Here is a 23,721-nt window from a genome sequence, read left to right as displayed (position 1 = left end):
ACCACCGGGGCACGACGTCACTCGCTCGGGTACGTGCGCCCAGTCCGCGAGGCGACGACCGCCGGATACGGCGTATCCGGCGCAGCGGCAGGTCTTCGGACTCGGGGGCGCTCGACCTCGATTCGGGTCGATCCGACGCTCGCGCGCCGCGTGGTGCTACTGGCCGTCGCTTCCCGGGCTTGCGCCCAGTGCCGTTGACGGCGGTCGTTCCCCTATACCGCTGCGGGACAGTTCCGGATTCACACCGGATTCCCTCTCACCTGAGCAGGTACTCAGGCTCGACGCCCGGCAAGAGTACGAGGGGCTCCCTGGTACTCCGCGAGCGAACCAACTGCGCCGCTCAGCATACCTTTACCCGGGCGATCCTCAGGGCTTGGTGACGAAGCCCTGCGATACCAGCCAGTCCCGCGCGACATCGGCGGGTTCGCGGCCGTCGAGGTCGACCTGCCGGTTCAGTTCGGTCATCGTCTCGTTGGTGAGCAGCTCGGTGATCGGCCGCATCACCTGTTCTACCTGCGGGTGCGCATCGGCAAAGTCCTTGCGCATGACCAGCGCGGCGTTGTACTGCGGGAAGAACTGCTTGTCGTCGGCCAGGATCTGGAGGTCGAGGGCCGGAATCCGGCCGTCGGTGGTGGCCACCGAGCCGAAATTGCACTGGATGCCGTCGGCCGTGGCCTGGAGGACCACCGCGTCCTGCACGATCTGCTTACGCACCTGGTCCGGATCCAGGCCGTAGGCGCGCGCCATTCCGGGGAAGCCGTCCTGGCGGACGCTGAACTCGGTGCCCAGGCAGGTGGTGGCGGCACCGGCGTCGGCTCGGACCAGAGCGGCGTAGTCCGACAACGTACGGACCCCCTTCTCGTCTGCCGTCTTCCGGTTGGTGACCAGCGCGTAGGTGTTGTTCACCGGTGCCAGATCGGTCCACCACATCCCGTGCTCGGCCAGGTCGGCCTCGCGCACCGCCTCGAACTGTGCCTGCGAACCGGGAACCGGCTTTTCGTTGCCCAGGTAGTTGATCCAGCCGGTACCGGTGTAGTCGAACGCGACGTCGATCTGTCCGTGCAGCTGCGCGTCGCGCATGCTGTTGGAGCCTTGGATGTTGGTCATGTCGCGGACCGTCGCGCCGGCCGCGGTCAAGGCGAACTCCGCGATGTAGCCGAGGGTGATCTGCTCGGAGAAGTCCTTGGACCCGACCGTGATCGCGACGCCGTCGAGTTCCGGGATCGGCTGGATGCTGCCCGGCCGCACCGGCAGCGGCACCGCGCCGCCCGACTCCAGCCCGCAGGCGGCGAGCAGCAACACGCAGGCCGCCAGGATCGTCCGCCGGATCATCGCAACCCCTTCGGACCCAGATACCGCTCGGCCAGCGCGCCCAGCCAGTCGACCAGCAGGGCGAGCGCGACCGCGAGCACCGCGCCGACCACCAGAGTGACGTTGTCCCGCAGCTTGTATCCGGTGTCGATCAGAATGCCCAGGCCGCCCGCACTCACCAGGAAACACAGCGTCGCGGTGCCGACCGCCAGCACCAGCGACGTCCGCAGGCCGGCCAGGATATAGGGAATCGCGATCGGGAACTCGACTCTGCGCAGCACGGTTCCGGCCGACATGCCCTGCCCCCGACCGGCATCGATCAACGATCGGTCGACCTGCTGGTAACCGAGAATCGTATTGCGCAGCACGGGCAACAGCGAATAGAAGGCGATCGGCAATACCCCGATCCAGAAACCGGTGCGGCGGGTCAGCAGGTAGAACAACACGATCAGGCCGATCGCCGGCGCTGCGGCACCGACGTTGGCGATGCCGATGAAGATCGGTGCGAGCCGGCGGAACCGCGTGCGGGTGAGCAACGTGCCCAGCGGAACTGCGACAGCGAGCACGACCGCGACCACCGTCAGCGTGATGAGCAGATGCTGCCACGTCGCCGTGGCGATGTTGCCGGCGTCGATGCTGGCCTGCTGGGTGGCGGTGAGCTCGCGGTCGAAAGCCCAGAAGAGCACCGCGGCAGCCGCCACGATCGCCACCACCGGCTGGGCCAGCAGCCGGACTCGTCGGGCCGGCGGCGATTCCAGACTCGAGCTGGTCACGAGGAATGCTCCGCGCGCATCGCGCTCAGGTGCTCGACCAGAGTGTCGATCGTGATCAGGCCGGTGTACTCGCCGCGCGATCCGGTCACGACGGCCGCCGCAGCACGTTCGGTGAGCAGCGCGTCCAGCGCGTCCTGCAGGGTGGATCGGACCGAGACGAGCTCGCCGATCGGCAGACCGATCTCCCGCAGGCTGGACGCTCCCACCAGATGATCGGCCGAAACCCAGCGCACCGGGCGGTCGCGCTCGTCGAGCACGACCGCCCACGGCCAGCTCCGCTCCGCGACCCGGCGACGCAGGTCGGTAACCGAGCCGTCCTCGGTGGCGGTCGGACAATCGCCCAGGGTGACATCGCCGACCCGGGTGAGGGTGAGCTGCTTCAGCGACGCGTCCGCACCGACGAACCCGGCCACCGTCTCGTCCGCCGGGTGCGCCAGGATCGCTTCCGGTGTGTCGTACTGCAGGACGCGGGACTGGTTGCCCAGCACGGCGATCCGATCGCCCAGTTTCACCGCTTCACTGAAATCGTGGGTGACGAAGACGATGGTCTTGCGCAACTCGGTCTGCAACCTCAGGAGCTCGTCCTGCAGCAGGCCGCGGGTGATCGGGTCCACCGCGCCGAACGGCTCGTCCATCAGCAGCACCGGCGGATCGGCGGCCAGCGCCCGGGCGACACCGACCCGTTGCTGTTGGCCGCCGGAGAGCTGGCGTGGGTAGCGGTCCCGGAACTCGGCCGGATCCAGACCCACCAGATCGAGCATCTCGTCGGTGCGGGTGGCGATCCGGGCTCGATCCCAACCGAGCAGCCCCGGCACCGTCGCGATGTTCTTCGCCACGGTCATATGCGGGAACAGCCCGGCCTGCTGGATCGAGTAGCCGATGCCCCGGCGCAGCTCGTCCGGGTCGATCGACAGGGCGTCCTTGCCGCCGATGGTGATCCGGCCCGAACTCGGCTCGATCAGTCGGTTGATCATCCGCATGCTGGTGGTCTTGCCACACCCGGACGGTCCGACGAAGACGACCACCTCACCGGCCGGCAAGACCAGGTCGAGGTTGTCCACGGCCGGGTTGGCCTGGTCGGGATACTGTTTGGTGACGCCGTCGAGCACGATCTCGACACCCGACACATCGACACCCGAATCCGAAGTCATCGTAGGCCTTTCGATGTGGTCATCCGGCCGATCAGCAGGAAGATGCCGTCCAGGGCGAGGGCGAGCACGACGATCAGCAGGGTTCCGGTCAGCGCCTGGGGAACCGCGTTCGGGCTGCCGAGCCGGGCCAGACCGGAGAAAATCAGATTGCCCAGCCCGGGGCCCTTCGCGTAGGCGGCGATCGCCAGGATGCCCATCGCCATCTGGGTGCTCACCCGCATGCCGGTGAGGATCGCGGGCCAGGCCAGCGGCAGCTCGATCCGGGTCAGGATGCCCAGCCGGTTCATCCCGACGCCGCGCGCCGCATCGGTCACCGCCGGATCGACCGAGGACAGGCCGAGCACGGTATTACGCAGGATCGGCAACAGCGAATACAGCACGAGCGCGACGATGGTCGGCCCGACGCCCAGGCCGAGCCACGGGATCAGCAGGCCCAGCAGGGCGAACGACGGGATGGTGAGGATCGCACTCGCCGCCGCGGTCGCCGTCGCCGAGCCGATCGGGCTGCGGAAGACCAGGATGCCGATCGACACCGCGAACAATGTCGCGATCAACACCGACTGGACGACTGCCGAGACATGCAGATAAGAGTCGACGAGCAACTGCTGACGATGTGATACGACGAACGACCAGAACGCTTCCATCTCTCGCCCTCCGCCCCGACCGCCGATCAGCGGTGGATACCACCGACGAGGCCTTCCTGAAACATAGCTCAGCACGCCCGCCCGACGCAGCCGGATGTCCTCAACCGAGGTTCAAGCCCGCCTCCTTGGCGCAGTACCGCCACAAGCCCGCGAGCTCCCGATCCGACCGCCGGGTGCGCGCGAGGTAGTGCGTCGGACGCACCCGGCGGTCCTGCCAGAACTGCCCACTGGGCGGCGGTGGCGCGGTCGCAGCGAGCCAGACGATCGTGTCGGCACCCTCGGCCGGAGTGCGCAGCAATGGCCGGGTGAGAGTGCGAAAACGCGGCAGCGAGGTGGCCACTCCCGGGGTGTCCACCCAGCCGGGATGCATGGCCGCGATCGAGATCGGCGCCCAGTACCGGGCCATCTCCGGCAGCAGCGCGACCTGAATCCGCTTGGACCGGGCATAGGCCTCCGCACCCCGATAGCGGCCGACGCGGTACTCCGGGTCCTCGATCGGCGCCGGCTGCAGGTACATCCCGCCCGACGACACGAAGATCACCCGCGCATCGGGCGATTCGGCCAACCGTCCGGTGAGCTGTGCGGTCAATCGCAACGGGCCGAGCACATGCGTGGCCAGCGTGACCTCGTGTCCGTCGACCGATTCCGTTCGCTGGGCTGGTAGGACTCCCGCATTGTGCACCAGGACGTCGACCGGTCCGCGGTAGCCCGCAGCGAACTCGGTGATCGCGGCCGGGTCGCTGACGTCGCAGCGCGCCACGGTGAGTCGAGCGTCCGACACCGCCGACCGGATGCGCTCGACAGCGCGCTGTCCCCGCTCGAGATCACGGACCAGCAGGACGACGTCGGCGCCGAGCGCGGCCATACCGCGAGCCGCGGCCTCGCCGAGGCCGGAGTTGGCACCCGTGATCAGGGCGGTGCGGCCGGACATCGCGCCGGGCGCCGGGTCGTCGACCGGCCAGCTGTGCCGACGAAGCCGGTAACCGAGCTCGGTGTAGCCGCCGAGCACCGTCCGGTCCAGCACCGAGTCCCAGCCGGCCGGTTGCGGCCCGCTCATCGGAGCTCCGCCCGCGTCAGCAGGTACCAACCGACATCCAGATAGCCGCTCCGAAAACCTGCTTCGGCATATGCCAGATACAACCGCCACATCCGACGGAAGGCGGCGTCGAAGCCGAGCGCCGCGACCGCTGGTTCGTTGCGCAGCAACTGCTCCTGCCACAGCCGCAAGGTGTGCGCGTAGTGCGGACCGAACAGGTACGGCTCGGCGAGCGTCAGCCCCTGCGCGCCCGAAAGCTGTTGCAGCAGCTGCACCGACGGGAGAAACCCGCCCGGGAAGATGTACTTCTGAATCCAGGTGTAGGTGTCCCGGGTGGCCCGCATGCGATCGTGCGGCATCGTGATGGCCTGGATCACCGCCCGACCACCGGGCGCGAGCGCGTCGCCGATCGCGCCGAAGTAGTCCGGCAGGAACTCGTATCCGACGGCTTCGATCATTTCGACCGAGACCACCGCGTCGTACCGGTCCTCGATCGCCCGGTAGTCGCGCAGATCGATCCGGACCCGATCCGCGAGGCCCGCCGCGGCAATCCGATCGAGCGCCGACTCACGCTGCCGCGCGGACAACGTCACCGAATGCACCAGCGCGCCACGGCGCGCCGCACGCAGCGCGAGTTCGCCCCAACCGGTGCCGATCTCCAGCAAGCGGGTACCCGGGCCGACCCCGGCCAGGTCGAGCACTCCGTCGATCTTGGCACGTTGAGCGGCGGCCAGGTCGGTCGTCCGGGGCGCCGGCTCGAGCGCGCCGAACAGGGCGCTGGAGTAGGTCATCGTCTCGTCCAGGAACAAGGCGAAGAACTCGTTGGACAGGTCGTAGTGGTGGGCGATGTTGCGGGCCGAGTTGCCGCGACTGTTGCGTTCACCGGCCGGACGGGCCGCGACGTACCAGCGGCGCAGGCGCTGGGCCGGCCCCGGCACCAGCGTGCCCATCCGGGCCGCGAGCGTGGCCAACACCGCGGCCGGATCGGCCGCCGACCATTCCTCGGCCATGTACGACTCGCCGAACCCGATCAGGCCGTCCACGCCGAGCCGCCGGGCGAACCGCCGTGGTTCATGGATCACCATCGATGGCGCTGCCGGATCGTCGGCTCCCTGGATCACGCCGTTCGGGAGGACGATTCGCAGCCCGGCGGCCAGCGCCGCGCGACGGAACAACGCCGCGGCAATCGGCGCTGCGATCGCCGCCCGGACACCGTTCGGCGCAGCGGCGAGCGCAACGTCGGGGCGTATCTCGGCGGTCGTAGCGGACACGGATGTGCTCATCGGTTCGGCTCCTCGACAGGGTCACGCGGACGCGGCACGATCGGCAGGCCGCGGGTCCACAACCGCAGCCCCTGCCGCCGGATGCGCAACGACACCAACTGCGGTGCGAAGGGATGACGAATCGCCGCGCGCAGCGTCGCCGTGGTGGACGCCGGTCGCACCAGACCGGTTGTGGTAGCGCTGAATACGGTTGTCGGATCGGCCAAGGTGATCGCCACGCAGATCCGGTCGGTGGGTTGCGGTGCGCGGATCCGGTACTCCCCGCCGACCGGGTTGAACGGCGACACGTAGAACTGCTTCGGGATGCGCGCTCGACCGTGCTCGTCGGTATGCAGCAGGTAACGATGGCGACCGCGGTAGGTGTTGTGCACCTCGGCTATCACGCAGACCGGCCGGTCGTCGTGGTCCCGGCACCAGTACACCGTCAACGGGTTGAACACGTAGCCGAACACCCGCGCATTGGTCAGCATCCGGACGCTGCCGCCGCGTAGGTCGATGCCGTGCCCGGCCAGGTAGGCGTCGACGTTCTCCCGCAGGGTCCGGTCCGGGTCGCCCACGTGGTCGCGGGCGGCGAAGCCGGCCACCGGCCGCAGCCACCACGGAACCCGTGGCAGATCGTCGAGATCGACCAGCCAGGAGTACCCGCGGTAGCTGAACTCGTGCCGTATCGGGGTATGCCGGACGTGGCGGGTCCGGGTGTACACGAGCGCGGGGGTCACCACGGCGCCGACATCGCGCCGCGGCCGGACCAGCGCGCACCGATCCGGCGCGCAGCGGCCAAGCCCGACGCCGCGCCGTCTTCGTGGAATCCCCACCCGTGGTAAGCGCCGGCGAAGGCGACCCGGTCGTCGCCGATCTCGTCCAGTCGCTGCTGCGCCGCAACCGATTCGGGTGTGTACTGGGGATGTTGATACGTCATCCGGTCCAGAATCGTCACCGGATCGACGCGATCCTCGTCGCCGAGTGTGACCAGGAAGCGGCCGTGCGCCGGGTCCAGCCGTTGCAGCCGGGTCACGTCGTAGCTGACGAGCACCCGGTCCACCTTGGCCGAACACGAGGGAAGCCGATAGTTCCACGACGCCTGCGCGTTCCGCGCGGCGGGCAGCACCGACTCGTCCTGATGCAGCACCGCTCGACTGGTGGAGTACGGCATCGCTGCGAGGATCTGCCGCTCGGCCGGCGTCGGCTCGGCAAGCATCCGAAGTGCCTGATCCGGATGAGTCGCGACAACTGCCGCGTCGAACGTCCGCACCCGGTCCGCATCGTCGCGGATCGCGACGTGGTCGGCGTGCCGCTCGACGCTTCGTACCGGAGTCGCGGGCGACACGACCGCCAACCGTTCGGCGATCGCCGCAACGTAGGTCGCCGAGCCACCGGTTACCGTGCGCCACACCGGCGAACCGGAGACCGACAACATCCCGTGGTTGTCCAGGAACCGGAACAGATACTCCGCCGGATAGCGCAATGCCGTGGTCGGATCGCACGACCACACCGCCGCCACGAGCGGGGTGAGGAAATGCGCCTCGAAATACTCGGAAAGTCCGGCATCCCGCACAAATTCACCGAGAGTTCGACCGGTTTCCTTGCCGGAGAGGTAGTTCCGAGCCAGCCGATGGAATCGGGGTATCTCGGTGAGCATGCGCAGATACCGACCACGCCGCACCGAGCCGATCCGGGCGAACACGCCGCGCGGACCGCGCGCTCCGGCGTACTCCAAGCGACAGCCGTCGCACCGGACCGACATACTCATCTCCGATTCCTGGGTGGCCACCCCCAGTTCGGCGAACAGTCGAAGCAGGACGGGATAGGTGCGCGCGTTGTGCACCAAGAATGCGGTGTCGACCGGGACGACATCGCCGCGTGCGGTCGGCACTCGATGGGTGTCGGCGTGCCCACCCAGCCGGGCCTCTTGCTCGAACAGGGTCACCTCGGCCGTTCGGGTCAAGGTCCACGCGGCGGTGAGCCCCGAGACGCCGCTACCGACGACAGCCACTCGGGGCCTACCGTCCACGGCGTGGGTAAGCCGGGTCACAACCGCTCCTTGCATCGTCGACCGGAATGCGTCGATTATGCATCGAATCATGCCGGCTGCGTCGAGTACCCACCGGGTTCGGCCGGAGCGACTCAGCTCAACACATCGACGGCGGCAGCCAGATCGGTCAGTACCCGTACCTCGCCCGACAACCCCGCCGCGACCCAGCCGGGCCCGGCGCCGAACACCTCCGCACCGGCGTTCGCCGCCGCGCGTACGGCGGCGACCGCCGCCGTCGAACTCTGTTGCGACCAGAGCAACACCCGGGCCGGAGCCGCCCGCCGGGCGACCGCATCGGCCACCGCGGAGGAGGGCACATCCGCGCCGAGCATCACCGCGGGCCGGTCGCGCTCCGCCAAGGCAGCCCGTAACACCTCCAGCGGCAGCGTGTGCCGTTCGCCGGCGGTGCAGGCCAGCACCACGCCGGGATCGACGCCCGCCGGTGGCGGATATCGGCGATGCAACACCGACTTGACGCACCAGGAAAGCAGGTGCTCCACGTCGATGCAGCCGCCGGAGCGCTCCTGAATCGCCACCACCTCGGCAAATGCGGGACGACACAGCACGTCCCAGGTCGTCGCGACGCCGTGCTCACGCAGATTCGCGGCGAGCAGATCGGTCGTCCCGACCGTGTCCGCTGCGAACACTGCCGCCACCAGCGCGCGGTGATCTCCTGGAGCGACCTGACGATCCCGCGTGGCCGCGGCCGCGCCGGCCGGCGAGGCACCGCCGCGGATCAACGCCACCATGTGCTCCAGCCGCGCGACGTCGGCGTCGGTATAGAGGCGGTGGGCTCCCGTCCGGTCCCGCGCGGGTCCGATGCGGTACCGCTGATTCCAGCTCCGGAGCGTGGCGGTCGGTATGCCCAGCCGCCGCGCAACCGCGCTCACCGGATAGACACCGGCGACCTCGGAATCGGAACCAGCGGGCATGAAGCATATTGTGCCTGTTCGGTCAACCGCGCGGCGCGTACATGATCACGGCAACGCCGGTCAGACACAGCAGTGCACCGACGACATCCCAGCGGTCCGGCCGAAAACCGTCCAGGACCATTCCCCACACCAGCGAGCCGGCCACGAACACCCCGCCGTAGGCCGCGAGGACCCGGCCGAAGTGGCTGTCCGGCTGTGCGCTCGCCAGCACTCCGTAACACCCCAGTGCGACCAACCCGACCGCGATCCAGAGCCAGCCGCGATGCTCGCGAATGCCCTGCCAGACAAGCCAGACGCCGCCGATCTCGGCGATCGCCGACAACCCGAACAGCAGGATCGATTTCGCAACGATCATGCTGTTCGATCGATCAGAAGGTGATATCCCACGATCGCAAAGTAAACGGGATATCGCAACTGGACCAGGACTGCTGCTGACCCCAGGCCGGATTACCCCACCGCTCGTACCAACCACCGCCCGGCCACCAATTCCAACAGGTCACGTGGACCCGATGCCAGCCGTCCGTGCCGCAGGTGGAGAAGGCGCCGGTGCCGAAGACGGGGGTGGTGGTGCAGGCGAGCGGCACCGGATCGGCCGCCGCCGCACCGGCACCGGCCAGCGAACCGAATCCGACGAACGCGGTCACGGTCGTCGCGAACGCGAACCGCTTGATCGATGTGTGCATCGAGCCTCCTCGTGAGTTCAGCCGATCCGACCTCTGCGCCCGGCCCGGCACCGCCGGGCCGAACTCATGATCTTGATCTCGCTCACGCGGAATGGTTACATCCGTCAGAAGGTGATATCCCACGACCGCAAAGTAAACGGCACGTCGCAACTGGACCAGGATTGCTGCTGGCCCCAGGCCGGATTGCCCCAGCGCTCGTACCAGCCACCCGCCGAGGCGCTCCACCAGTTCCAGCAGGTGATGTGCACCCGATGCCAGCCGTCCGTGGCGCAGGTGGAGAAAGCGCTGGTGCCGGAGATCGGCGTCGTCGTACATCCTTGCGGCACGACCGCCGAGGCCGCGCCCGAGCCCACCACCGAGCCGACCCCGACCAGCCCGGCGACGAAGGCTCCCGCGGCAGCCCGCCGGATAGTTGCGTTCATGTGGTACCTCCTCTTGGGGTTCACACGTCCCGGCCCGCCGCGCGCACCCTCGATCTTGTGTGAGCTACGAACTGGACGCTCGCAACGAGCGCCTGTTCCGAACGTTAGATCTCATTTTCCGACGACACGTTACGTACGGGTCCGCGGACGCGGCACCGCCTACGCTGGCACCATGGCCGTCAACCGCCGCCGTTTCCTCCAACTCGGCGCGGCGAGCGCCGCAGCAGTGGCGGCCGGCGCGAGCCTGACCGGCGCTGCGCGTTTCCCCGCCCCACGATGGCGCGGCGCGGACCCGTTCGGGTTGGGCGTCGCGTCGGGCGACCCGACTCCGGACGGCGTCGTGCTGTGGACCCGGCTGGCGCCGGATCCGCTGGCGCCGGACGGACACGGCGGCATGTTCGCCGCCCCGGTCACCGTCGACTACGAGGTATCGCGCGACGAGGGCTTTCGCGACGTCGTGAGGCGGGGCAGCGCGGTTGCCGATCGGAGCCTGGCGCACACCGTCCACCCGGAGATCACCGGGCTGGCGCCGGATCGCTGGTACTTCTACCGGTTCCGAGCGGGTGCGGCGATCTCGCCGATCGGGCGCACCCGAACCGCACCGGCGGCGGGCGCCCCGACCGATCGGTTGCGGTTCGCCTTCGCGTCCTGCCAGTCCTGGAGCGCCGGCTATTACACCGCCTACAACCACATGGCCGCCGAGGATCTCGACCTGGTCCTCCATCTCGGCGACTACATCTACGAGACCGGCTGGCGACGGGGACGCGTCGGGATGACCATGGGCATGGATGCCGACGAGGACTACGACCTGCGCGACTACCGGCTCAGCTACGCGCAGTACAAGTCCGAGGCGCCGCTTCGCGCAGCGCACGCGGCATTCCCGTGGATCGTCACGATGGACGACCACGAAATCGACAACAACTGGGCCGGCAACTCCCCCGGACTCGGTCTGGACATCTACCGCATTCCCCCGCTGTTCCGGCGGCGCCGAGCGGCGGCCCTGCGGGCGATGTACGAGCACCAGCCGCTCCGACTCGCCCAGCTACCCCACGGACCGGACATGCGGTTACACCGCCGCTACCGGTTCGGGGACCTCGCCGAGATCACCATGCTCGACACTCGGCAGTATCGCACCGCCCAGGCCTGCGGCGACGCGCCGGCCGCCGACTGCCCGGCACGCCGGGCCGGCGACCGCACGATCCTCGGCGGAGCACAACGGGACTGGCTGATCGACGGCTTCGCCGACTCCGCCGCGCGGTGGCAGGTGATCGGCAATCAGGTCGCGCTGGGCCAGCTCGACAACGACCCCGGGCCCGGCCTACGGGTATCGACCGATGCCTGGGACGGCTACCTCGCCGACCGCGACGCGGTGCTCGGTGCCGCGGCCGCCCGCGGCGTACGGAACCTGGTGGTACTCACCGGCGACCGGCACCACACGATCGCCGGCGACCTGCATCGCGATCCGGCCGACCCGGGATCACCGGTGATCGGTACCGAGTTCATCGGCACGTCGATCACCACCGGCGGCGACGGCGCCGAGATGACCGACACCGGCCGCACGCTGCTCGCGGCAAACCCCGCGCTGAAGTATTTCGACGGACGCCGCGGCTACGTTCGGGTGAGCGTGGACCACCGACTGTGGCGCAGCGACCTGCGGGTGGTGCCGTACATCAGCCGCCCGGGTGCGCCGGTGACGACGGCGGCGACCTTCGTCGTCGACGACGACAAACCGGGCATCGAGCGGGATTGACCACGCCGACCTCCATCCCGGTGTAAGAATCGGCGCGGAGGAGGACGGCACAGTGCGGGTGAACAGCAGGGTCGCGATCGTCACCGGCGAGGCCGGCGTCTCGACCGCATCGGCTGCCGGACTGCCGACCCGGCGTCGCTGCTCGAATAAGCGCCGCAGTCCCCGTTTCCGCCCTCGATCCTGGAGCCACCGATGTCGCTGTTCGACATGTCCGACCGCGCGCAGCAGTACCGCGACGACCTGCTCGCCTTCATGGATTCGCACATCTACCCGGCCGAGACCGTCTACGACGAGCAGATGCGCGCCGCCGGCGACCCGCACCACCAGCCGGCGGTCCTGGAGGAACTGAAGGCCGAAGCCCGCAGCCGGGGTCTGTGGAATCTGTTCCACCCGCATCCGGACTGGGGGCCCGGGCTGACCAACCTGGAGTACGCGCCACTCGCGGAAATCATGGGCCGCAGCCACATTGCGCCCGAGGCGTGCAACTGCAATGCACCGGACACCGGCAACATGGAGGTGTTCACGCTGTTCGGCACCGAGGAGCACAAGCAGCGCTATCTGCGGCCGCTGCTCGACGGCACCATTCGCTCGGCGTTCGCGATGACCGAGCCCGCGGTCGCCAGCTCGGACGCGACGAACATCGAGATGTCGATGGTCCGGGACGGTGACGATTACCTGCTCAACGGGCGGAAGTGGTTCGCGTCCAATGCCTTGCACCCGCACTGCCGGGTACTGATCGTGATGGGCAAGACCGACCCGAACGCCGCACCGCACCGCCAGCAGTCGATGATGGTGGTGCCGATCGATGCACCCGGGATCACGGTCATGCGTAACCTGCCGGTATTCGGCTATCACGATCGCGAAGGTCACGCCGAGATCGACTTCGTCGACGTCCGGGTGCCGGCGCAGGACGTATTGAAGGGCGAGGGGGAAGGATTCGCGATCAGCCAGGCACGACTCGGGCCCGGCCGGATCCACCATTGCATGCGGGCGATCGGGATGGCCGAACGCGCCCTGGAGCTCATGTGTCGCCGCGCGGCCAGCCGGGTCACCTTCGGCCGCCCGATCGCAGCCAATGCGAACATCCAGGACTGGATCGCCGAGTCCCGGATCGAGATCGAGATGATCCGCCTGCTCACGCTGAAGGCCGCGTACCTGATGGACACCGTCGGCAACAAGGAAGCCCGCACCGAGATCGCCGCGATCAAGGTGGCAGCGCCGAACATTGCGTTGCAGGTGGTCGATCGGGCGATCCAGGTGCACGGCGGCGGCGGTGTCACCGACGACTTCCCACTGGCGATGGCCTGGGCACACCTACGGACGTTGCGACTGGCCGACGGCCCGGACGAGGTGCACAAACGAGCGATCGCCCGCACCGAGCTGGGCAAGTACCGAGATCGCTGACGACCGAACCGTCCGGTCAGGCGTAACCCAGCGTCTTCGCGGCCAGATCCATCATGACCTCGGTGGCTCCGCCGCCGATCGGCAGGATGCGCGCGTCGCGGTAGTGCCGGTCCACCTCGCTCTCCCGCATATACCCCATTCCGCCGTGCAACTGCACCGCCTCGTCGACGACGAACGAGCATGCGTCGGTGGCCTGCTTCTTGGCGATGCAGACCTGCGGGACGATCATCTCGCCGGCGTTGGCGCGCGCCACCACCTGGCGGGTATAGGCGCGACTCACCTCGACCGCCTGAGTCATCTCGACCAGCTTGTGCCGCACCACTTGTCGCGAGATCAACGGCTTGCCGAAGGTGGACCGGCTGCGACACCATTCGACGGTGAGATCGAGGCAGCGTTGGGCTGTCGCGTAGGCGGCGACGGCCAGGCCCAGCCGCTCGTTCTGGAACTGCTGCATCAACAGGACGAAACCGCCGTTTTCCGGCCCGACCAGATTTGCCGCCGGAACCCGGGCGTCGACGAACGACAGTTCCGCAGTGTCCGAGCAGTGCCAGCCCAGCTTCTCCAGCTTTCGTGAGACGTCGAATCCGGGGGTGCCCTGCTCGATCACCAGCAACGACACGCCACCGAACCCCGGACCCCCGGTACGCACGGCCGTGGTCACGAAGTCGGCCCGGACCCCGGAGGTGATGAACGTCTTGGCGCCGTCGACGACATAGTGGTCGCCGTCACGTCGCGCTGTCGTGCGTAAGGCAGCCACATCGGATCCGCCATCCGGTTCGGTGACCGCCAGAGCCCCGATCGCGGTACCGGCGAGCGTGGGTCGGACGAACCGCTCGATCAGGTCGGGATCGCCGGCTGCAACGATGTGCGGCAACGCGATTCCGTGCGTGAACAGCGCAGCCTGCAGGCCGCTCGACCCGCCGGCCTGGATCAGCTCTTCGGTGACCACGGTGGTATCGATCCCGTCGCCGCCACTGCCACCGACCGCCTCGGCGAAGCCCACCCCGAGAATCCCGACCTGCGCCGCCGCGCGGTGCAGGTCGCGGGGCACCGCTTGGTCGCGCTCCCACCCGTCCAGGTTCGGCGCGATCTCTTTCTGCACGAAGGCTCGGACGAGGTCGCGGAGCGCCACCCGCTCCTCGGTGGCGAACGGATCGACATACATCGCGGCTCCTCGGTTCCACAGGAAAACAATCAAGCATGCTTGAATCTTTAGGTCGAGTGTAAAGCGCCGTTCCGGCGCCGCAGATCTGTAACACGTTCTAGCCTGGGGCATGCTCACCGACCCGCTCGTCGCCGCAATCGCCGAAGCCGAGCAGCTGATCGCGAACGCCCCGCAGGCACGTACCGAAACCGAACGGTTGGAGGGCTATCGATACCTGGCCGGCGGCATCCTGGCCACCCTGCACGCTGCGTGGGCCACCGACCGCAGCCGGCCCGGGTTCATCCAGGGCACCGGGCCGTACACCAAGATGGGCTTGGACAACCCGGACACGCTCTACTTCGGCGCGCGGATCGACGGAGCGCACTCCTATGTCGTCACCGGCCGGCGCGGCAGCACCTGTGACCTGAGCTTCCAGGTACTCGCCGGCAACTACACCGATGCCGAGGTCCCGGGGAGCGTCACCGCGTTCGACGATCGAGCGTTCGACATCGATCCGGACGGCGGTTTCGAGCTTCGGTTCGGCCCCGAGCCGGCCGGCGACCGGCGTAACTACATCCAGTTGGCACCGGATTCGACCCAGCTGTTGGTACGCGAGGTCTACAGCGACTGGGACCAGCAGCGCGGCACGGTCCGGATCGATCGCACCGACGCCGCCGGCGCGGCACCGGCCCCGCTCACCCTGGAGCAGGCGCAGCGCCGCTTCGAGCGCGCGGGCGCCGGCCTGACCAGCCGGATCCGCACCTGGCTGCAGTTCCCCGAGTGGTTCTATCTGAAACTGCCGGTCAACACGATGACCGAGCCCCGGCATACTCCCGGTGGGCTGGCCACCCAGTTCTCCTCGGCCGGACACTACGATCTGACCGACGACCAGGCACTGATCATCACCGTCCCGGCCGCCGACGTGCCGTATCAGGGATTTCAGCTCGGCAGCGTCTGGTACACCTCACTGAACTACACCGATCATCAGACCTCGCTGAACTCCGCACAGGCCCAGGTCGATCCGGACGGAAAGATCCGGATCGTGGTGAGCGAACGCAACCCCGGGATCACCAACTGGCTGGAAACGATCGGTCATCCGCACGGGTACCTACAGTTCCGCTGGCAACGGGTGGACCGCGAGCTGACCGCAGCCGACGGACCACAGGTGGAGCTGGTGGCGTTCGACGACGTGCCGTCGCGGCTGCCGTTCCACGAGCGGAACCGGATCAGCCCGCAGGACTACCGGGCCCGGATCGCTGCCCGGCAGGCCGGGATCGCCGATCGAATGTTGACACTGTGAACACCAGTACACCGAAACCACCCCGGACAACCGTCGGACCGATCGATGCGCTGCATGCTTCGGCCGCCCGGATCACCGGCCTGACCGCCTTCGGCGACCCGGACGAGTACCGAGAGGGACTGGGCGTCCTGATCGATGCACTGAACACCGAGGCCGACCTCACCGCGACCGGTCGCGCAGTCTTCCACGCGTTCCTCCGCAGTATGCTGCTCGCCCGACTGGCCAGCGAAGCCGGATTCGCCGCATATCCGGCCAGCGCCGAGGTACCGATCGTGCGCCCGATCTTCGTGACCGGACTGCCCCGCACCGGCACCACCGCGCTGCACCGGTTGCTGGTCGCCGACCCGGACAACCAAGGGCTGCAGATGTGGCTGACCGAGTTCCCGCAACCTCGGCCACCGCGCGCCGAGTGGACGGCGAATCCGGTGTTCGCCCGGATCGACGAGGGCATTCGCCGCCACCACATCCAGAATCCCGAGTTCATGGGGGTGCACTTCATGTCGGCCGGCGACGTCGAGGAGTGCTGGCAGCTGCTGCGACAGTCGGCGACCTCGATCTCCTACGAAACCCTCGCGCATGTTCCGTCGTATTCGGCCTGGTTGGCCGCGCAGGATTGGCACGGCGCCTACGCCCGGCACCGCCGCAACCTCCAACTGATCGGGCTCCCGGATCGGGAAAAGCGCTGGGTGCTGAAGAACCCCAGCCATCTTTTCGCGCTCGATGCCTTGCTGGCGGTCTATCCGGACGCGCTGATCGTGCAGACCCACCGAGATCCGGCGACCGCGATCTCGTCGGCCTGCAGTCTCGCCGCGCAGGCCAGCGCCGGCTGGTCGGAGACCTTCTCCGGCGACGCGATCGGCCGGTCACAACTCGAGCTGTGGAGCCGCGGGCTGCGGTCGTTCGCCGCCGTCCGGGCGCGCCACGATCCGGGCCGGTTCGTCGACGTCGCCTATACCGACTTCGTCGCCGATCCGTTGCATACCGTCGCCGAGATCTACCGACAGTTCGGCCTGAATCTGACTCCGGCAGCGCGAGCGGCGATGACGCGCCTGCACGCGGAAAGCCGAACCGGCGACCGGCGGCCGGCACATCGGTACGCCTTGGCCGACTTCGGATTGACCGAGCACGAGGTGGACGCAGCGTTCGCACGGTGAGCCGAATCCGCCGCGCCGGTTGCATCATGCCTGTTCGAGGGCACAATGGGGAGTATGGGCAGTGACAACGGACCGTTCGGCATCGACCCGGAAGAGTTCGACCGCGTCGTCCGGGAAACCGGCGAAGGCATCCGGGACGCCCTCCAATCGGTGAGCAAGTTCCTCGACCGGGCCGGTGACGCGGCCGGGTTGGCATCGTTGGTGGACGGCCTGGTCGGCGGCCAGCTCGGGGTGAATCGGGCGTCGCCCCGCAAACCGGCGTCCGCGGCGCCGATCTCGCTGGAGAAGGTCGACGATGCCGGCAGCGGCGTCTGGGTGATCTACACGCTGGACAGCGTCGGCACCGCTCGGGTAGAGCAGGTGTACCCGAGCGAGATCGAAGCTCTGCGCGGGAACAAGCGCAATACCGATCCGACCCGGAAAGTTCGATTCGTTCCGTTCGGGGTGCCGATCGGGGTGCTGGACGCGGCCGACGACTGATCGAGCGATTCGCCCGGACCTGCCCTCCAGACCGCCGAGGATGGCATGATCATGCCCGTGTCACCCGCCGGACCGCTTTCTCGCGACCCGATCCAGGAAGCCCACCGACAGTGGGGCCAGCACGGCTGGGGCGAGGTGGCGGACGGGATGGCGGCGATCACCTCGGTTACCCGCACCCACCAGATCATGATGGCCCGCATCGACGAGGTACTACGCCCGCTCGGCTTGACCTTCGCCCGCTACGAATTGCTCACCCTGCTGAGTTTCACCCGCGCCGGCGCGCTGCCGATGACGAAGGCCAGCGCCCGGCTACAGGTGCACCCGACGAGCGTGACCAATGCGGTCGATCGGTTGGAAGCCGCCGACCTCGCGCAGCGAGTGCCGCATCCGACGGATCGTCGAGCCACTTTGATCAAGATCACAGAAGCTGGCTTGGCACTCGCAGCAACAGCCACCGCGGAGCTCAACGCGCGAGTATTTGCTGCCCCGGGGCTATCGGATAGCCAACTACGCCAACTGATTCGGATTCTGGCGGAGTTTCGGCAAAATGCCGGCGACTTCTCCTCGGAGAATTCAGCTAGCTCCTGGCAACCGGACGACCCGGAGTAGGACCTTGGTTTCTGGACGACCAGACGGCACTATTGACGGATGGTCTTGGTGCTCGGAGTGTCCGCCGGCGCCAGCGGTGCGCGTGGGATCGTTGCCCACTCCGACCAACCCCAACTGAGTCCGATCGACAGTTGTGTGGTCCCGCGCCGTTCCGGCGGCGGTGTGGAGGATTCGGCGCTGCGCGCCGTCGCCCTGATGCGGGCGGCTGCTGCCGAACGCAGCGAGCTGATCAGCGCTACCGCAATCACCTACCGCACCGAGGCCCAAGCAGATGCGATCGAGGCGGCGGTCGGCTCGCCGGGCCGGCATCAGCACGTTCGAGTGGTCAACGAAGCCGAGGCGCAGCTGCGTTACCTCCGGCTCACCGAGCAGTTACCGACATCGGGCTCGATCATCCTCTACGACCTGGGCAGCTCGGGACTGACGCTCACCTTGGCCGACTGCGACTCCGACACCGTGATCGCAACCCGCCGCAACACCGTGATCGGCGGCGACAGTTACGACGCACTGTTGCGCTGGCGGCTGGCCCGCGCCGGGGTGACGGCCGATCCGGCGCTGTGCCGCCGCTATCGGGAAGCCTTGAGCACCGTTCGAGTGGTGACCGCCGAGGACCCCGCGTCGGGCGGTCGGGTCGTCGTCACCCGTGCGGATTTCGACGATCTGGTCGCGGCCGGGGTGCATCACTCGGCATCGTTGATCCGGCAGATTCTCGACGAGAACGGGCGCACCCCGGACGGTGTGGTGTTGGTCGGCGGCTGCGTGCATACTCCGTCGATCGAACGTGCGCTGCGGTCCGCGCTCCACGTCCGGGTGTCCACCGCACCGGAGCCGGCCACCGTATCGGCCCGTGGGGCGGTGCTGCTGGCCGGCGATCGACCGACGCGGGTCGTGCGGGTCGTCCGGGCCATCGGCGGGGGGGCCCGCCCACCGAAACCGACGCCGAGCCGGCGCAAGGTGCTGGCGGCGCTGGCGATCACCGGAATGCTCGGCATAACGGTGGGCGGGGTCACCTTGCTGAACCAGGTCGACCAGCCGGCGGATCAGGGCGGCACCAGCGCTACGCAGATGGAGGTTGCCGGAATTCCGAAAGATCCGTTCGATCGGTAGCCGTTCCGGCAACCACGCATCACCGTCGGCCGATACCCACTACCGATGGGTAAAGTTCGCTGGCTGCCGTTTCTCGACGAACGCGGCCATGCCCTCCTTCTGATCGTCGGTCGCGAACAGTGAGTGGAACATCCGGCGTTCGAACCGGAGTCCTTCGGCCAACGTCGTCTCGAACGCCCGGTTCACCGACTCCTTGGCGATCATCGCTACCGGCAAGGACATGCCGGCCACCGTTGCCGCGACGGTCAGCGCGGCGTCCAGCAACTCGTCCGCCGGCACGATCCGCGACACCAAGCCCGCCCGTTCGGCTTCCTCCGCGTCCATCGTGCGGCCGGTCAACACCAGGTCCATCGCCTTGGCTTTGCCGATCGCCCGGGTCAGTCGCTGCGAGCCGCCGATCCCCGGAATGATCCCCAGCCCGATCTCCGGCTGGCCGAACTTGGCGGTGTCGGCAGCGATCAGGATGTCGCAGAGCATCGCCAGCTCGCACCCACCGCCGAGTGCATACCCGGCAACCGCGGCGATCGTCGGCTTGCGGGCGCATCCGATCCGATCCCATCCCGCGAACGCGTCATCGAGGAACATGTCCATATACGTCTTCGGCGCCATCTCCTTGATATCTGCACCGGCCGCAAACGCCTTGGCCGATCCGGTGATCACGACCGCCCCGACCGCTGGATCACGATCGAACTCGGTGAAGGCGGCCTGCAGGTCTGCCAAGACCTGGAAGTTCAGCGCGTTGAGCGCCTTCGGCCGGTTCAGGGTGACCAGCGCGACTCGTTCCCGGCGCTCGACGATGATGGTTTCGAAGTCGGTCATATCGACGACCCTAATCCCGCAACCGGCGGTACAGCCCGGCGAGGTCCCGCAGGCCGGCCGCGACGGTGCGCTCGTCCTCGGCGGTGCTGCGCAGCGCCTTGCGGAGCAACACCGGATCGAGATCGTCCGGAGCCGGGCGGTACGCCGGCGACGGTAACGCCGGCAGAACGCTGCGGTCGCCGAACGGGTCGTCTGGATCGACCGTCGCGCCGGTCTCGACGTCGCTGATCAGCGTGTCCAGCACCACCCCGCGCACCGTCAACATCTCGATCGGCGCCTCGTCCAGCCGTTCGGCGGCGAGGTAGCCGAGCGCGACCGCGTGTTTGCAGGGCCAGCCGGGATCCGGGCAGCTGCAATCGAAGTCGAGGTCGGCGCCGGTCGGCATCAGCAGTTCACCCAGCGATTCCGGCAATACCCCGGAGACGATCTCGGCCAGCATGCCCGGCGTAGCGCGAATCGCCTCGGTCAGTTCTGCACTCGCCGACTCGTCGAGCCGGCGCACCCGCAGTTCGACCAGAAACGGCTGCGGCTGACTGCCCTGCACCTCCGCCACCACCATCCCCGGCTCGATCTGCATGGTGACCACCTGACCCTGCCGGGCGTAGGTGCGGCCGCGGCCGGCCCGGCCCGAATCGGCTACCTGCTCGAGCAACTCGACGAACGCGCGACTCCACCAATTCCGGCCGAAACCACCACGACGACTTCGTGCTTCGATCCCCCCGCGGACCGGCCGGCGGGTGCCGTACCGGCTGAAGTCACGGGGCCCCGGGCTGCTCACTCACCCACCGCCTCGTCACCGAGCCGGAGCAGCTCGGCCAGCTCGGCGGTGCCCAGCTCGGTGATCCAGCCCTCGCCCGCTCCGACGACCAGGTCGGCGAGCTCCTGCTTACCGGCGAGCATCGCATCGATCCGTTCCTCGACCGTCCCCACGCAGACCAGTTTGCGCACCTGGACATTTCGTTGCTGACCGATCCGGAACGCCCGATCGGTAGCCTGGTTCTCCACCGCGGGATTCCACCAGCGATCCAGGTGCACGACATGATTTGCCGCGGTGAGGTTGAGCCCGGTACCACCGGCCTTGAGCGACAGCACCATCAGCGGTGGACCGGCGTCGTTCTGGAACTCGGTGACCATCCGATCTCGGGTCGACTTGCCGACACCGCCGTGCAGAAACGGCACCCGGGTACCGAAACGCTCTCGCAGATAGGGCGCGACGAGGTCGCCGAACTCGCGAAACTGGGTGAACAGCAAGGCCTTCTCGTCGTCGGCGAGCACCGCCTCGAGGACGTCCTCGACCAGCGCAAGCTTGCCCGAGCGATGCCGGCCGCGACGCAACAAGGCGGAGCCGTCACCGAGGAAATGCGCCGGGTGGTTGCATACCTGTTTGAGTCGAGTCAACGCCGCCAACACCGCACCTTTGCGGCCGATGCCCTCGGCGTCCGCGATCTTGGCGAGCATGTCGTCCACCACGGCGCGGTAGAGCGCCGCCTGCTCGGCGGTCAGGTTCGCCCGCACCGTCATCTCGAATTTCTCCGGTAGATCGGCGATCACGGCCGGATCGGTCTTCACCCGACGCAAGACGAACGGGCGGGTCACCGTGCGCAATCGGGCCGCCACGTCGTCGTCGCGGTCCCGCTCGATCGGTACGGCGAACCGCGCCCGGAACGACTGCGCACTACCGAGCAGATTCGGATTGGCGAAGTCGAGAATGGACCGCAGCTCCTCCAGCCGGTTCTCCACCGGGGTTCCGGTCAGCGCGAGCCGATGCCGGGCCGGAATGGAGCGAACGGCCCGGGCTTGCGCCGTGCCGGCGTTCTTCACGTGTTGCGCCTCGTCCAACACGATCCGATCCCACTCCAGCTCACGTAACGCCGGTGCATCCCGGGCAACGAGGGCGTAAGTGGTGATCACCAGATCTGCGGCCACCACCGCCGCGGCCAGTGCGTCGCCGGCGAGCCGGCCGGGCCCGTGATGCACGTGCACCCGCAGGTCGGGCAGGAACCGCGCGGCCTCTCGCTGCCAGTTGCCGACCACCGACATCGGGCAGACCAGCAATGTCGCCGCAGCGGCTCGGCCCGGCGCGGCGCTCGTCGGGGTGGCTCGTTCGTGCCCCAACAGCGCCAACACCTGCACCGTCTTGCCCAGGCCCATGTCGTCGGCGAGCACCGCGCCGAGACCGAGCCGGCTCATCGTCGCCAGCCAATCCAGACCACGACGCTGGTAAGGGCGCAGCTCGGCGCACAGCCCCGGCGGAGACGGCACCGACTCCGGTTCGGTGGCCGGGTCGAGCAGCGCGGCCACCCAGCCGGTGGCCGCGATCGCGGCGATCGGAACCGGTGGCCGACCCGCGACCAGCTCGCCGAGCAGTTCACCCAGCGGCGCATCGTGCCCGGCGTGCCCGGCGAGGTAGCGGGCCGCCCGGGCCAGCGCCCGATGGTCGGCCCGGACCCAGCTACCGCGCAGCCGAACCAGATCGCCCTGGGCCGCCGCGAGCCGGCGCAGCTCGTCGGGGGTCAGGACGGTGTCACCGAGCGCGAGTTCCCAGTCGTAGGACACCAACTCCGCCATCCCGACCACGCTGTCCGCCACCCGGACCACCGGCGGGGCCTGTACCCGCAGCCGTAACGTCGGCTCGGCGATCTCCCAGGCGCGTGGGAGCAGCAGCTGAATTCCACTGTCCTGCAACGATTTCGCACCGTGTTCGACCAGATCGAGGACCACCTCGGGCGGCAGCAGCAGATCCAGGCTCGCCGGATCGCTCGGTACGTCACGCAGCCGCGGATAGGCGGCCATCGCCGCACCGAGTTTGCGAAGCGCCAACCGCAACCGCTCGGGATCGGCGAGCCTTATCGGAACAGGTTGCGGAGCTTCGCCCGCCGGCCGAAGACACACCTCCAATCGCCAGAGCGCGGCGTCGTCGCCGCTGCCGGTGGCTACGTCGGGTTCGCCCAGGTCGGGTTCGCCCAGGTCGGGTTCGCCCAGCCGCAGCACCAACTCCGGCTCGTCGACGGTGAGCCCGGCGCGCCACTCGTCGAGCGTGCGGGCCACGGCATGGGTTCCGGAGGCAAGCGGAGCGTCCGTGGTGAGGCCGCGAACCAGCGGGTGCGCCGAGTTCGGCGCGCCGGCGATCGTGGACCGGACCAACGGGTCGGTGATCTCGGCGACGAAGTCGGTCAACGCGCCGGCCTCCTGCGCGCGCTGCACCGGCGGCAGCGCCGCGGCGAGTTCGGCCAGCCAGGCCCGTTGACTTTCCCCGCCGACCAACCGCCAGCGGGTCCACCACGCACCGTCGGCCCGATACACCTCCGGCACCACCCGGCCGGCCCGCACCCAGCGCTCGATCCCACGGGTGACGTGCACCAGGTATCGGAGGTCGCCCGCCAGTCCGTCCACGGCGTCCGGCCGCACCGCGCGCAGCGCCGCAGCGGCCGTCTCGGGCGCCAGCGCATGTGCGCGCACCTGGTGCGGGACCGGCACCGGGACCGTCAAGGTGCGCCGGAATCGCGCGGTGGCCACGATCGCGGCGAAGGGTTCCGGCGCCGGCGGACCGGCCGGTTCGGCGCGCCACAGCAGCAGCCCCGCCCCCGGTGACCAGATCCCGTGCAGCATCTGTCGACCCTACGTTCGGCCGCCGCGAACTTTCGTGTCGGTGCCGGGCGGCACAATCGCACCCGTGTTCGGTCGGCT

General features: G+C 68.6%; 23 protein-coding genes and 1 riboswitch. Of the genes, 7 read left to right on the top strand and 16 right to left on the bottom strand.

Going from position 1 to position 23,721, the window contains the following annotated elements:
- Positions 1–69: 69 nt before the first annotated feature.
- Positions 70–298, bottom strand: a riboswitch (cobalamin riboswitch).
- Between the two features lie 68 nt (positions 299–366).
- The 12 genes from KV203_RS04895 to KV203_RS04840 form a co-directional block, all read right to left on the bottom strand.
- Positions 367–1,332, bottom strand: coding sequence for a glycine betaine ABC transporter substrate-binding protein (locus KV203_RS04895; protein ID WP_066468383.1), 966 nt, complete (start codon positions 1,330–1,332; stop codon positions 367–369).
- Positions 1,329–2,084 carry an ABC transporter permease gene (locus tag KV203_RS04890; RefSeq protein WP_066468389.1) on the bottom strand — a complete coding sequence of 252 codons (756 nt, stop codon included), beginning with the start codon at positions 2,082–2,084 and terminating at the stop codon, positions 1,329–1,331. The genes KV203_RS04895 and KV203_RS04890 overlap by 4 nt, the downstream gene beginning before the upstream one ends.
- Entirely contained in the window at positions 2,081–3,235 is a 1,155-nt protein-coding gene (locus tag KV203_RS04885) for an ATP-binding cassette domain-containing protein (protein ID WP_066468391.1), read from the bottom strand. The genes KV203_RS04890 and KV203_RS04885 overlap by 4 nt, the downstream gene beginning before the upstream one ends.
- Positions 3,232–3,879 carry an ABC transporter permease gene (locus tag KV203_RS04880; RefSeq protein WP_066468392.1) on the bottom strand — a complete coding sequence of 216 codons (648 nt, stop codon included), beginning with the start codon at positions 3,877–3,879 and terminating at the stop codon, positions 3,232–3,234. Before KV203_RS04880 ends, KV203_RS04885 begins: the two co-directional genes overlap by 4 nt.
- A gap of 100 nt (positions 3,880–3,979) precedes the next feature.
- Entirely contained in the window at positions 3,980–4,936 is a 957-nt protein-coding gene (locus KV203_RS04875; RefSeq protein WP_066468393.1) for an SDR family NAD(P)-dependent oxidoreductase, read from the bottom strand.
- Positions 4,933–6,198, bottom strand: a complete 1,266-nt coding sequence (locus KV203_RS04870) for an SAM-dependent methyltransferase (protein ID WP_066468395.1) — start codon at positions 6,196–6,198, stop codon at positions 4,933–4,935. Before KV203_RS04870 ends, KV203_RS04875 begins: the two co-directional genes overlap by 4 nt.
- On the bottom strand, positions 6,195–6,920 hold the full coding sequence (locus KV203_RS04865; RefSeq protein WP_066468397.1) for a DUF1365 domain-containing protein: 726 nt from the start codon (positions 6,918–6,920) through the stop codon (positions 6,195–6,197). The genes KV203_RS04870 and KV203_RS04865 overlap by 4 nt, the downstream gene beginning before the upstream one ends.
- Complete coding sequence (locus KV203_RS04860; protein WP_246600573.1) at positions 6,914–8,230, bottom strand: NAD(P)/FAD-dependent oxidoreductase; 1,317 nt, start codon at positions 8,228–8,230, stop codon at positions 6,914–6,916. The genes KV203_RS04865 and KV203_RS04860 overlap by 7 nt, the downstream gene beginning before the upstream one ends.
- A gap of 92 nt (positions 8,231–8,322) precedes the next feature.
- A complete protein-coding gene (locus KV203_RS04855; RefSeq protein ID WP_066468400.1) occupies positions 8,323–9,162 on the bottom strand; it encodes a MerR family transcriptional regulator in 840 nt (279 codons plus the stop codon).
- 22 nt (positions 9,163–9,184) lie between these two features.
- Positions 9,185–9,514 (bottom strand): YnfA family protein, encoded by a 330-nt coding sequence (locus KV203_RS04850; protein WP_157079744.1) that lies wholly within the window; start codon positions 9,512–9,514, stop codon positions 9,185–9,187.
- A 16-nt stretch (positions 9,515–9,530) separates the two neighbouring features.
- Positions 9,531–9,845 carry a hypothetical protein gene (locus tag KV203_RS04845; protein WP_157079729.1) on the bottom strand — a complete coding sequence of 105 codons (315 nt, stop codon included), beginning with the start codon at positions 9,843–9,845 and terminating at the stop codon, positions 9,531–9,533.
- Positions 9,846–9,949: 104 nt separating this feature from the next.
- Positions 9,950–10,267, bottom strand: coding sequence for a hypothetical protein (locus KV203_RS04840; RefSeq protein ID WP_157079730.1), 318 nt, complete (start codon positions 10,265–10,267; stop codon positions 9,950–9,952).
- 172 nt (positions 10,268–10,439) lie between these two features.
- Between KV203_RS04840 and KV203_RS04835 the strand changes: the two genes are divergently transcribed.
- Both KV203_RS04835 and KV203_RS04830 read left to right on the top strand, forming a co-directional pair.
- Complete coding sequence (locus KV203_RS04835) at positions 10,440–12,017, top strand: alkaline phosphatase D family protein (RefSeq protein WP_066468405.1); 1,578 nt, start codon at positions 10,440–10,442, stop codon at positions 12,015–12,017.
- 192 nt (positions 12,018–12,209) lie between these two features.
- Entirely contained in the window at positions 12,210–13,421 is a 1,212-nt protein-coding gene (locus tag KV203_RS04830; RefSeq protein ID WP_066468407.1) for an acyl-CoA dehydrogenase family protein, read from the top strand.
- 16 nt (positions 13,422–13,437) lie between these two features.
- Here KV203_RS04830 and KV203_RS04825 read toward each other — a convergent pair whose 3' ends face one another.
- Positions 13,438–14,586, bottom strand: a complete 1,149-nt coding sequence (locus KV203_RS04825; protein ID WP_066468408.1) for an acyl-CoA dehydrogenase family protein — start codon at positions 14,584–14,586, stop codon at positions 13,438–13,440.
- A gap of 109 nt (positions 14,587–14,695) precedes the next feature.
- Between KV203_RS04825 and KV203_RS04820 the strand changes: the two genes are divergently transcribed.
- Genes KV203_RS04820 through KV203_RS04800 form a run of 5 tightly spaced genes read left to right on the top strand, consistent with a single transcriptional unit; the run spans position 14,696 to position 19,215 of the window.
- Entirely contained in the window at positions 14,696–15,865 is a 1,170-nt protein-coding gene (locus KV203_RS04820) for a hypothetical protein (protein WP_066468410.1), read from the top strand.
- A complete protein-coding gene (locus KV203_RS04815) occupies positions 15,862–17,019 on the top strand; it encodes a sulfotransferase family protein (RefSeq protein ID WP_066468411.1) in 1,158 nt (385 codons plus the stop codon). The genes KV203_RS04820 and KV203_RS04815 overlap by 4 nt, the downstream gene beginning before the upstream one ends.
- A gap of 54 nt (positions 17,020–17,073) precedes the next feature.
- The gene (locus tag KV203_RS04810) at positions 17,074–17,499 is read left to right on the top strand and encodes a hypothetical protein (protein ID WP_066468413.1); all 426 of its coding nucleotides are present in this window, start codon (positions 17,074–17,076) and stop codon (positions 17,497–17,499) included.
- 57 nt (positions 17,500–17,556) lie between these two features.
- Entirely contained in the window at positions 17,557–18,108 is a 552-nt protein-coding gene (locus KV203_RS04805; RefSeq protein ID WP_373279209.1) for a MarR family winged helix-turn-helix transcriptional regulator, read from the top strand.
- A 39-nt stretch (positions 18,109–18,147) separates the two neighbouring features.
- Positions 18,148–19,215, top strand: a complete 1,068-nt coding sequence (locus tag KV203_RS04800; protein ID WP_066468418.1) for a DUF7159 family protein — start codon at positions 18,148–18,150, stop codon at positions 19,213–19,215.
- 39 nt (positions 19,216–19,254) lie between these two features.
- Here KV203_RS04800 and KV203_RS04795 read toward each other — a convergent pair whose 3' ends face one another.
- Genes KV203_RS04795 through KV203_RS04785 form a run of 3 tightly spaced genes read right to left on the bottom strand, consistent with a single transcriptional unit; the run spans position 19,255 to position 23,643 of the window.
- On the bottom strand, positions 19,255–20,034 hold the full coding sequence (locus tag KV203_RS04795) for an enoyl-CoA hydratase (protein ID WP_066468420.1): 780 nt from the start codon (positions 20,032–20,034) through the stop codon (positions 19,255–19,257).
- A 10-nt stretch (positions 20,035–20,044) separates the two neighbouring features.
- Entirely contained in the window at positions 20,045–20,812 is a 768-nt protein-coding gene (locus KV203_RS04790; protein WP_066468423.1) for an SWIM zinc finger family protein, read from the bottom strand.
- Positions 20,809–23,643 carry a DEAD/DEAH box helicase gene (locus KV203_RS04785; protein WP_066468424.1) on the bottom strand — a complete coding sequence of 945 codons (2,835 nt, stop codon included), beginning with the start codon at positions 23,641–23,643 and terminating at the stop codon, positions 20,809–20,811. The genes KV203_RS04790 and KV203_RS04785 overlap by 4 nt, the downstream gene beginning before the upstream one ends.
- Positions 23,644–23,721: the final 78 nt, after the last annotated feature.

Origin of the sequence: Skermania piniformis (genome assembly GCF_019285775.1) — a bacterium.
Taxonomy (GTDB): domain Bacteria; phylum Actinomycetota; class Actinomycetes; order Mycobacteriales; family Mycobacteriaceae; genus Skermania; species Skermania pinensis.
Note: the sequence above shows the minus strand (reverse complement) of the source record. Positions and strands in the feature narration are given on the sequence as shown.

Bases quoted from the DNA above. Each gene is read 5' to 3' on its own strand.
- KV203_RS04895 (WP_066468383.1), bottom strand. From the start codon at position 1,332: ATGATCCGGCGGACGATCCTGGCGGCCTGCGTGTTGCTGCTCGCCGCC.
- KV203_RS04885 (WP_066468391.1), bottom strand. From the start codon at position 3,235: ATGACTTCGGATTCGGGTGTCGATGTGTCGGGTGTCGAGATCGTGCTC.
- KV203_RS04880 (WP_066468392.1), bottom strand. From the start codon at position 3,879: ATGGAAGCGTTCTGGTCGTTCGTCGTATCACATCGTCAGCAGTTGCTC.
- KV203_RS04875 (WP_066468393.1), bottom strand. From the start codon at position 4,936: ATGAGCGGGCCGCAACCGGCCGGCTGGGACTCGGTGCTGGACCGGACG.
- KV203_RS04870 (WP_066468395.1), bottom strand. From the start codon at position 6,198: ATGAGCACATCCGTGTCCGCTACGACCGCCGAGATACGCCCCGACGTT.
- KV203_RS04855 (WP_066468400.1), bottom strand. From the start codon at position 9,162: ATGCCCGCTGGTTCCGATTCCGAGGTCGCCGGTGTCTATCCGGTGAGC.
- KV203_RS04845 (WP_157079729.1), bottom strand. From the start codon at position 9,845: ATGCACACATCGATCAAGCGGTTCGCGTTCGCGACGACCGTGACCGCG.
- KV203_RS04840 (WP_157079730.1), bottom strand. From the start codon at position 10,267: ATGAACGCAACTATCCGGCGGGCTGCCGCGGGAGCCTTCGTCGCCGGG.
- KV203_RS04835 (WP_066468405.1), top strand. From the start codon at position 10,440: ATGGCCGTCAACCGCCGCCGTTTCCTCCAACTCGGCGCGGCGAGCGCC.
- KV203_RS04830 (WP_066468407.1), top strand. From the start codon at position 12,210: ATGTCGCTGTTCGACATGTCCGACCGCGCGCAGCAGTACCGCGACGAC.
- KV203_RS04825 (WP_066468408.1), bottom strand. From the start codon at position 14,586: ATGTATGTCGATCCGTTCGCCACCGAGGAGCGGGTGGCGCTCCGCGAC.
- KV203_RS04820 (WP_066468410.1), top strand. From the start codon at position 14,696: ATGCTCACCGACCCGCTCGTCGCCGCAATCGCCGAAGCCGAGCAGCTG.
- KV203_RS04810 (WP_066468413.1), top strand. From the start codon at position 17,074: ATGGGCAGTGACAACGGACCGTTCGGCATCGACCCGGAAGAGTTCGAC.
- KV203_RS04800 (WP_066468418.1), top strand. From the start codon at position 18,148: ATGGTCTTGGTGCTCGGAGTGTCCGCCGGCGCCAGCGGTGCGCGTGGG.
- KV203_RS04795 (WP_066468420.1), bottom strand. From the start codon at position 20,034: ATGACCGACTTCGAAACCATCATCGTCGAGCGCCGGGAACGAGTCGCG.
- KV203_RS04785 (WP_066468424.1), bottom strand. From the start codon at position 23,643: ATGCTGCACGGGATCTGGTCACCGGGGGCGGGGCTGCTGCTGTGGCGC.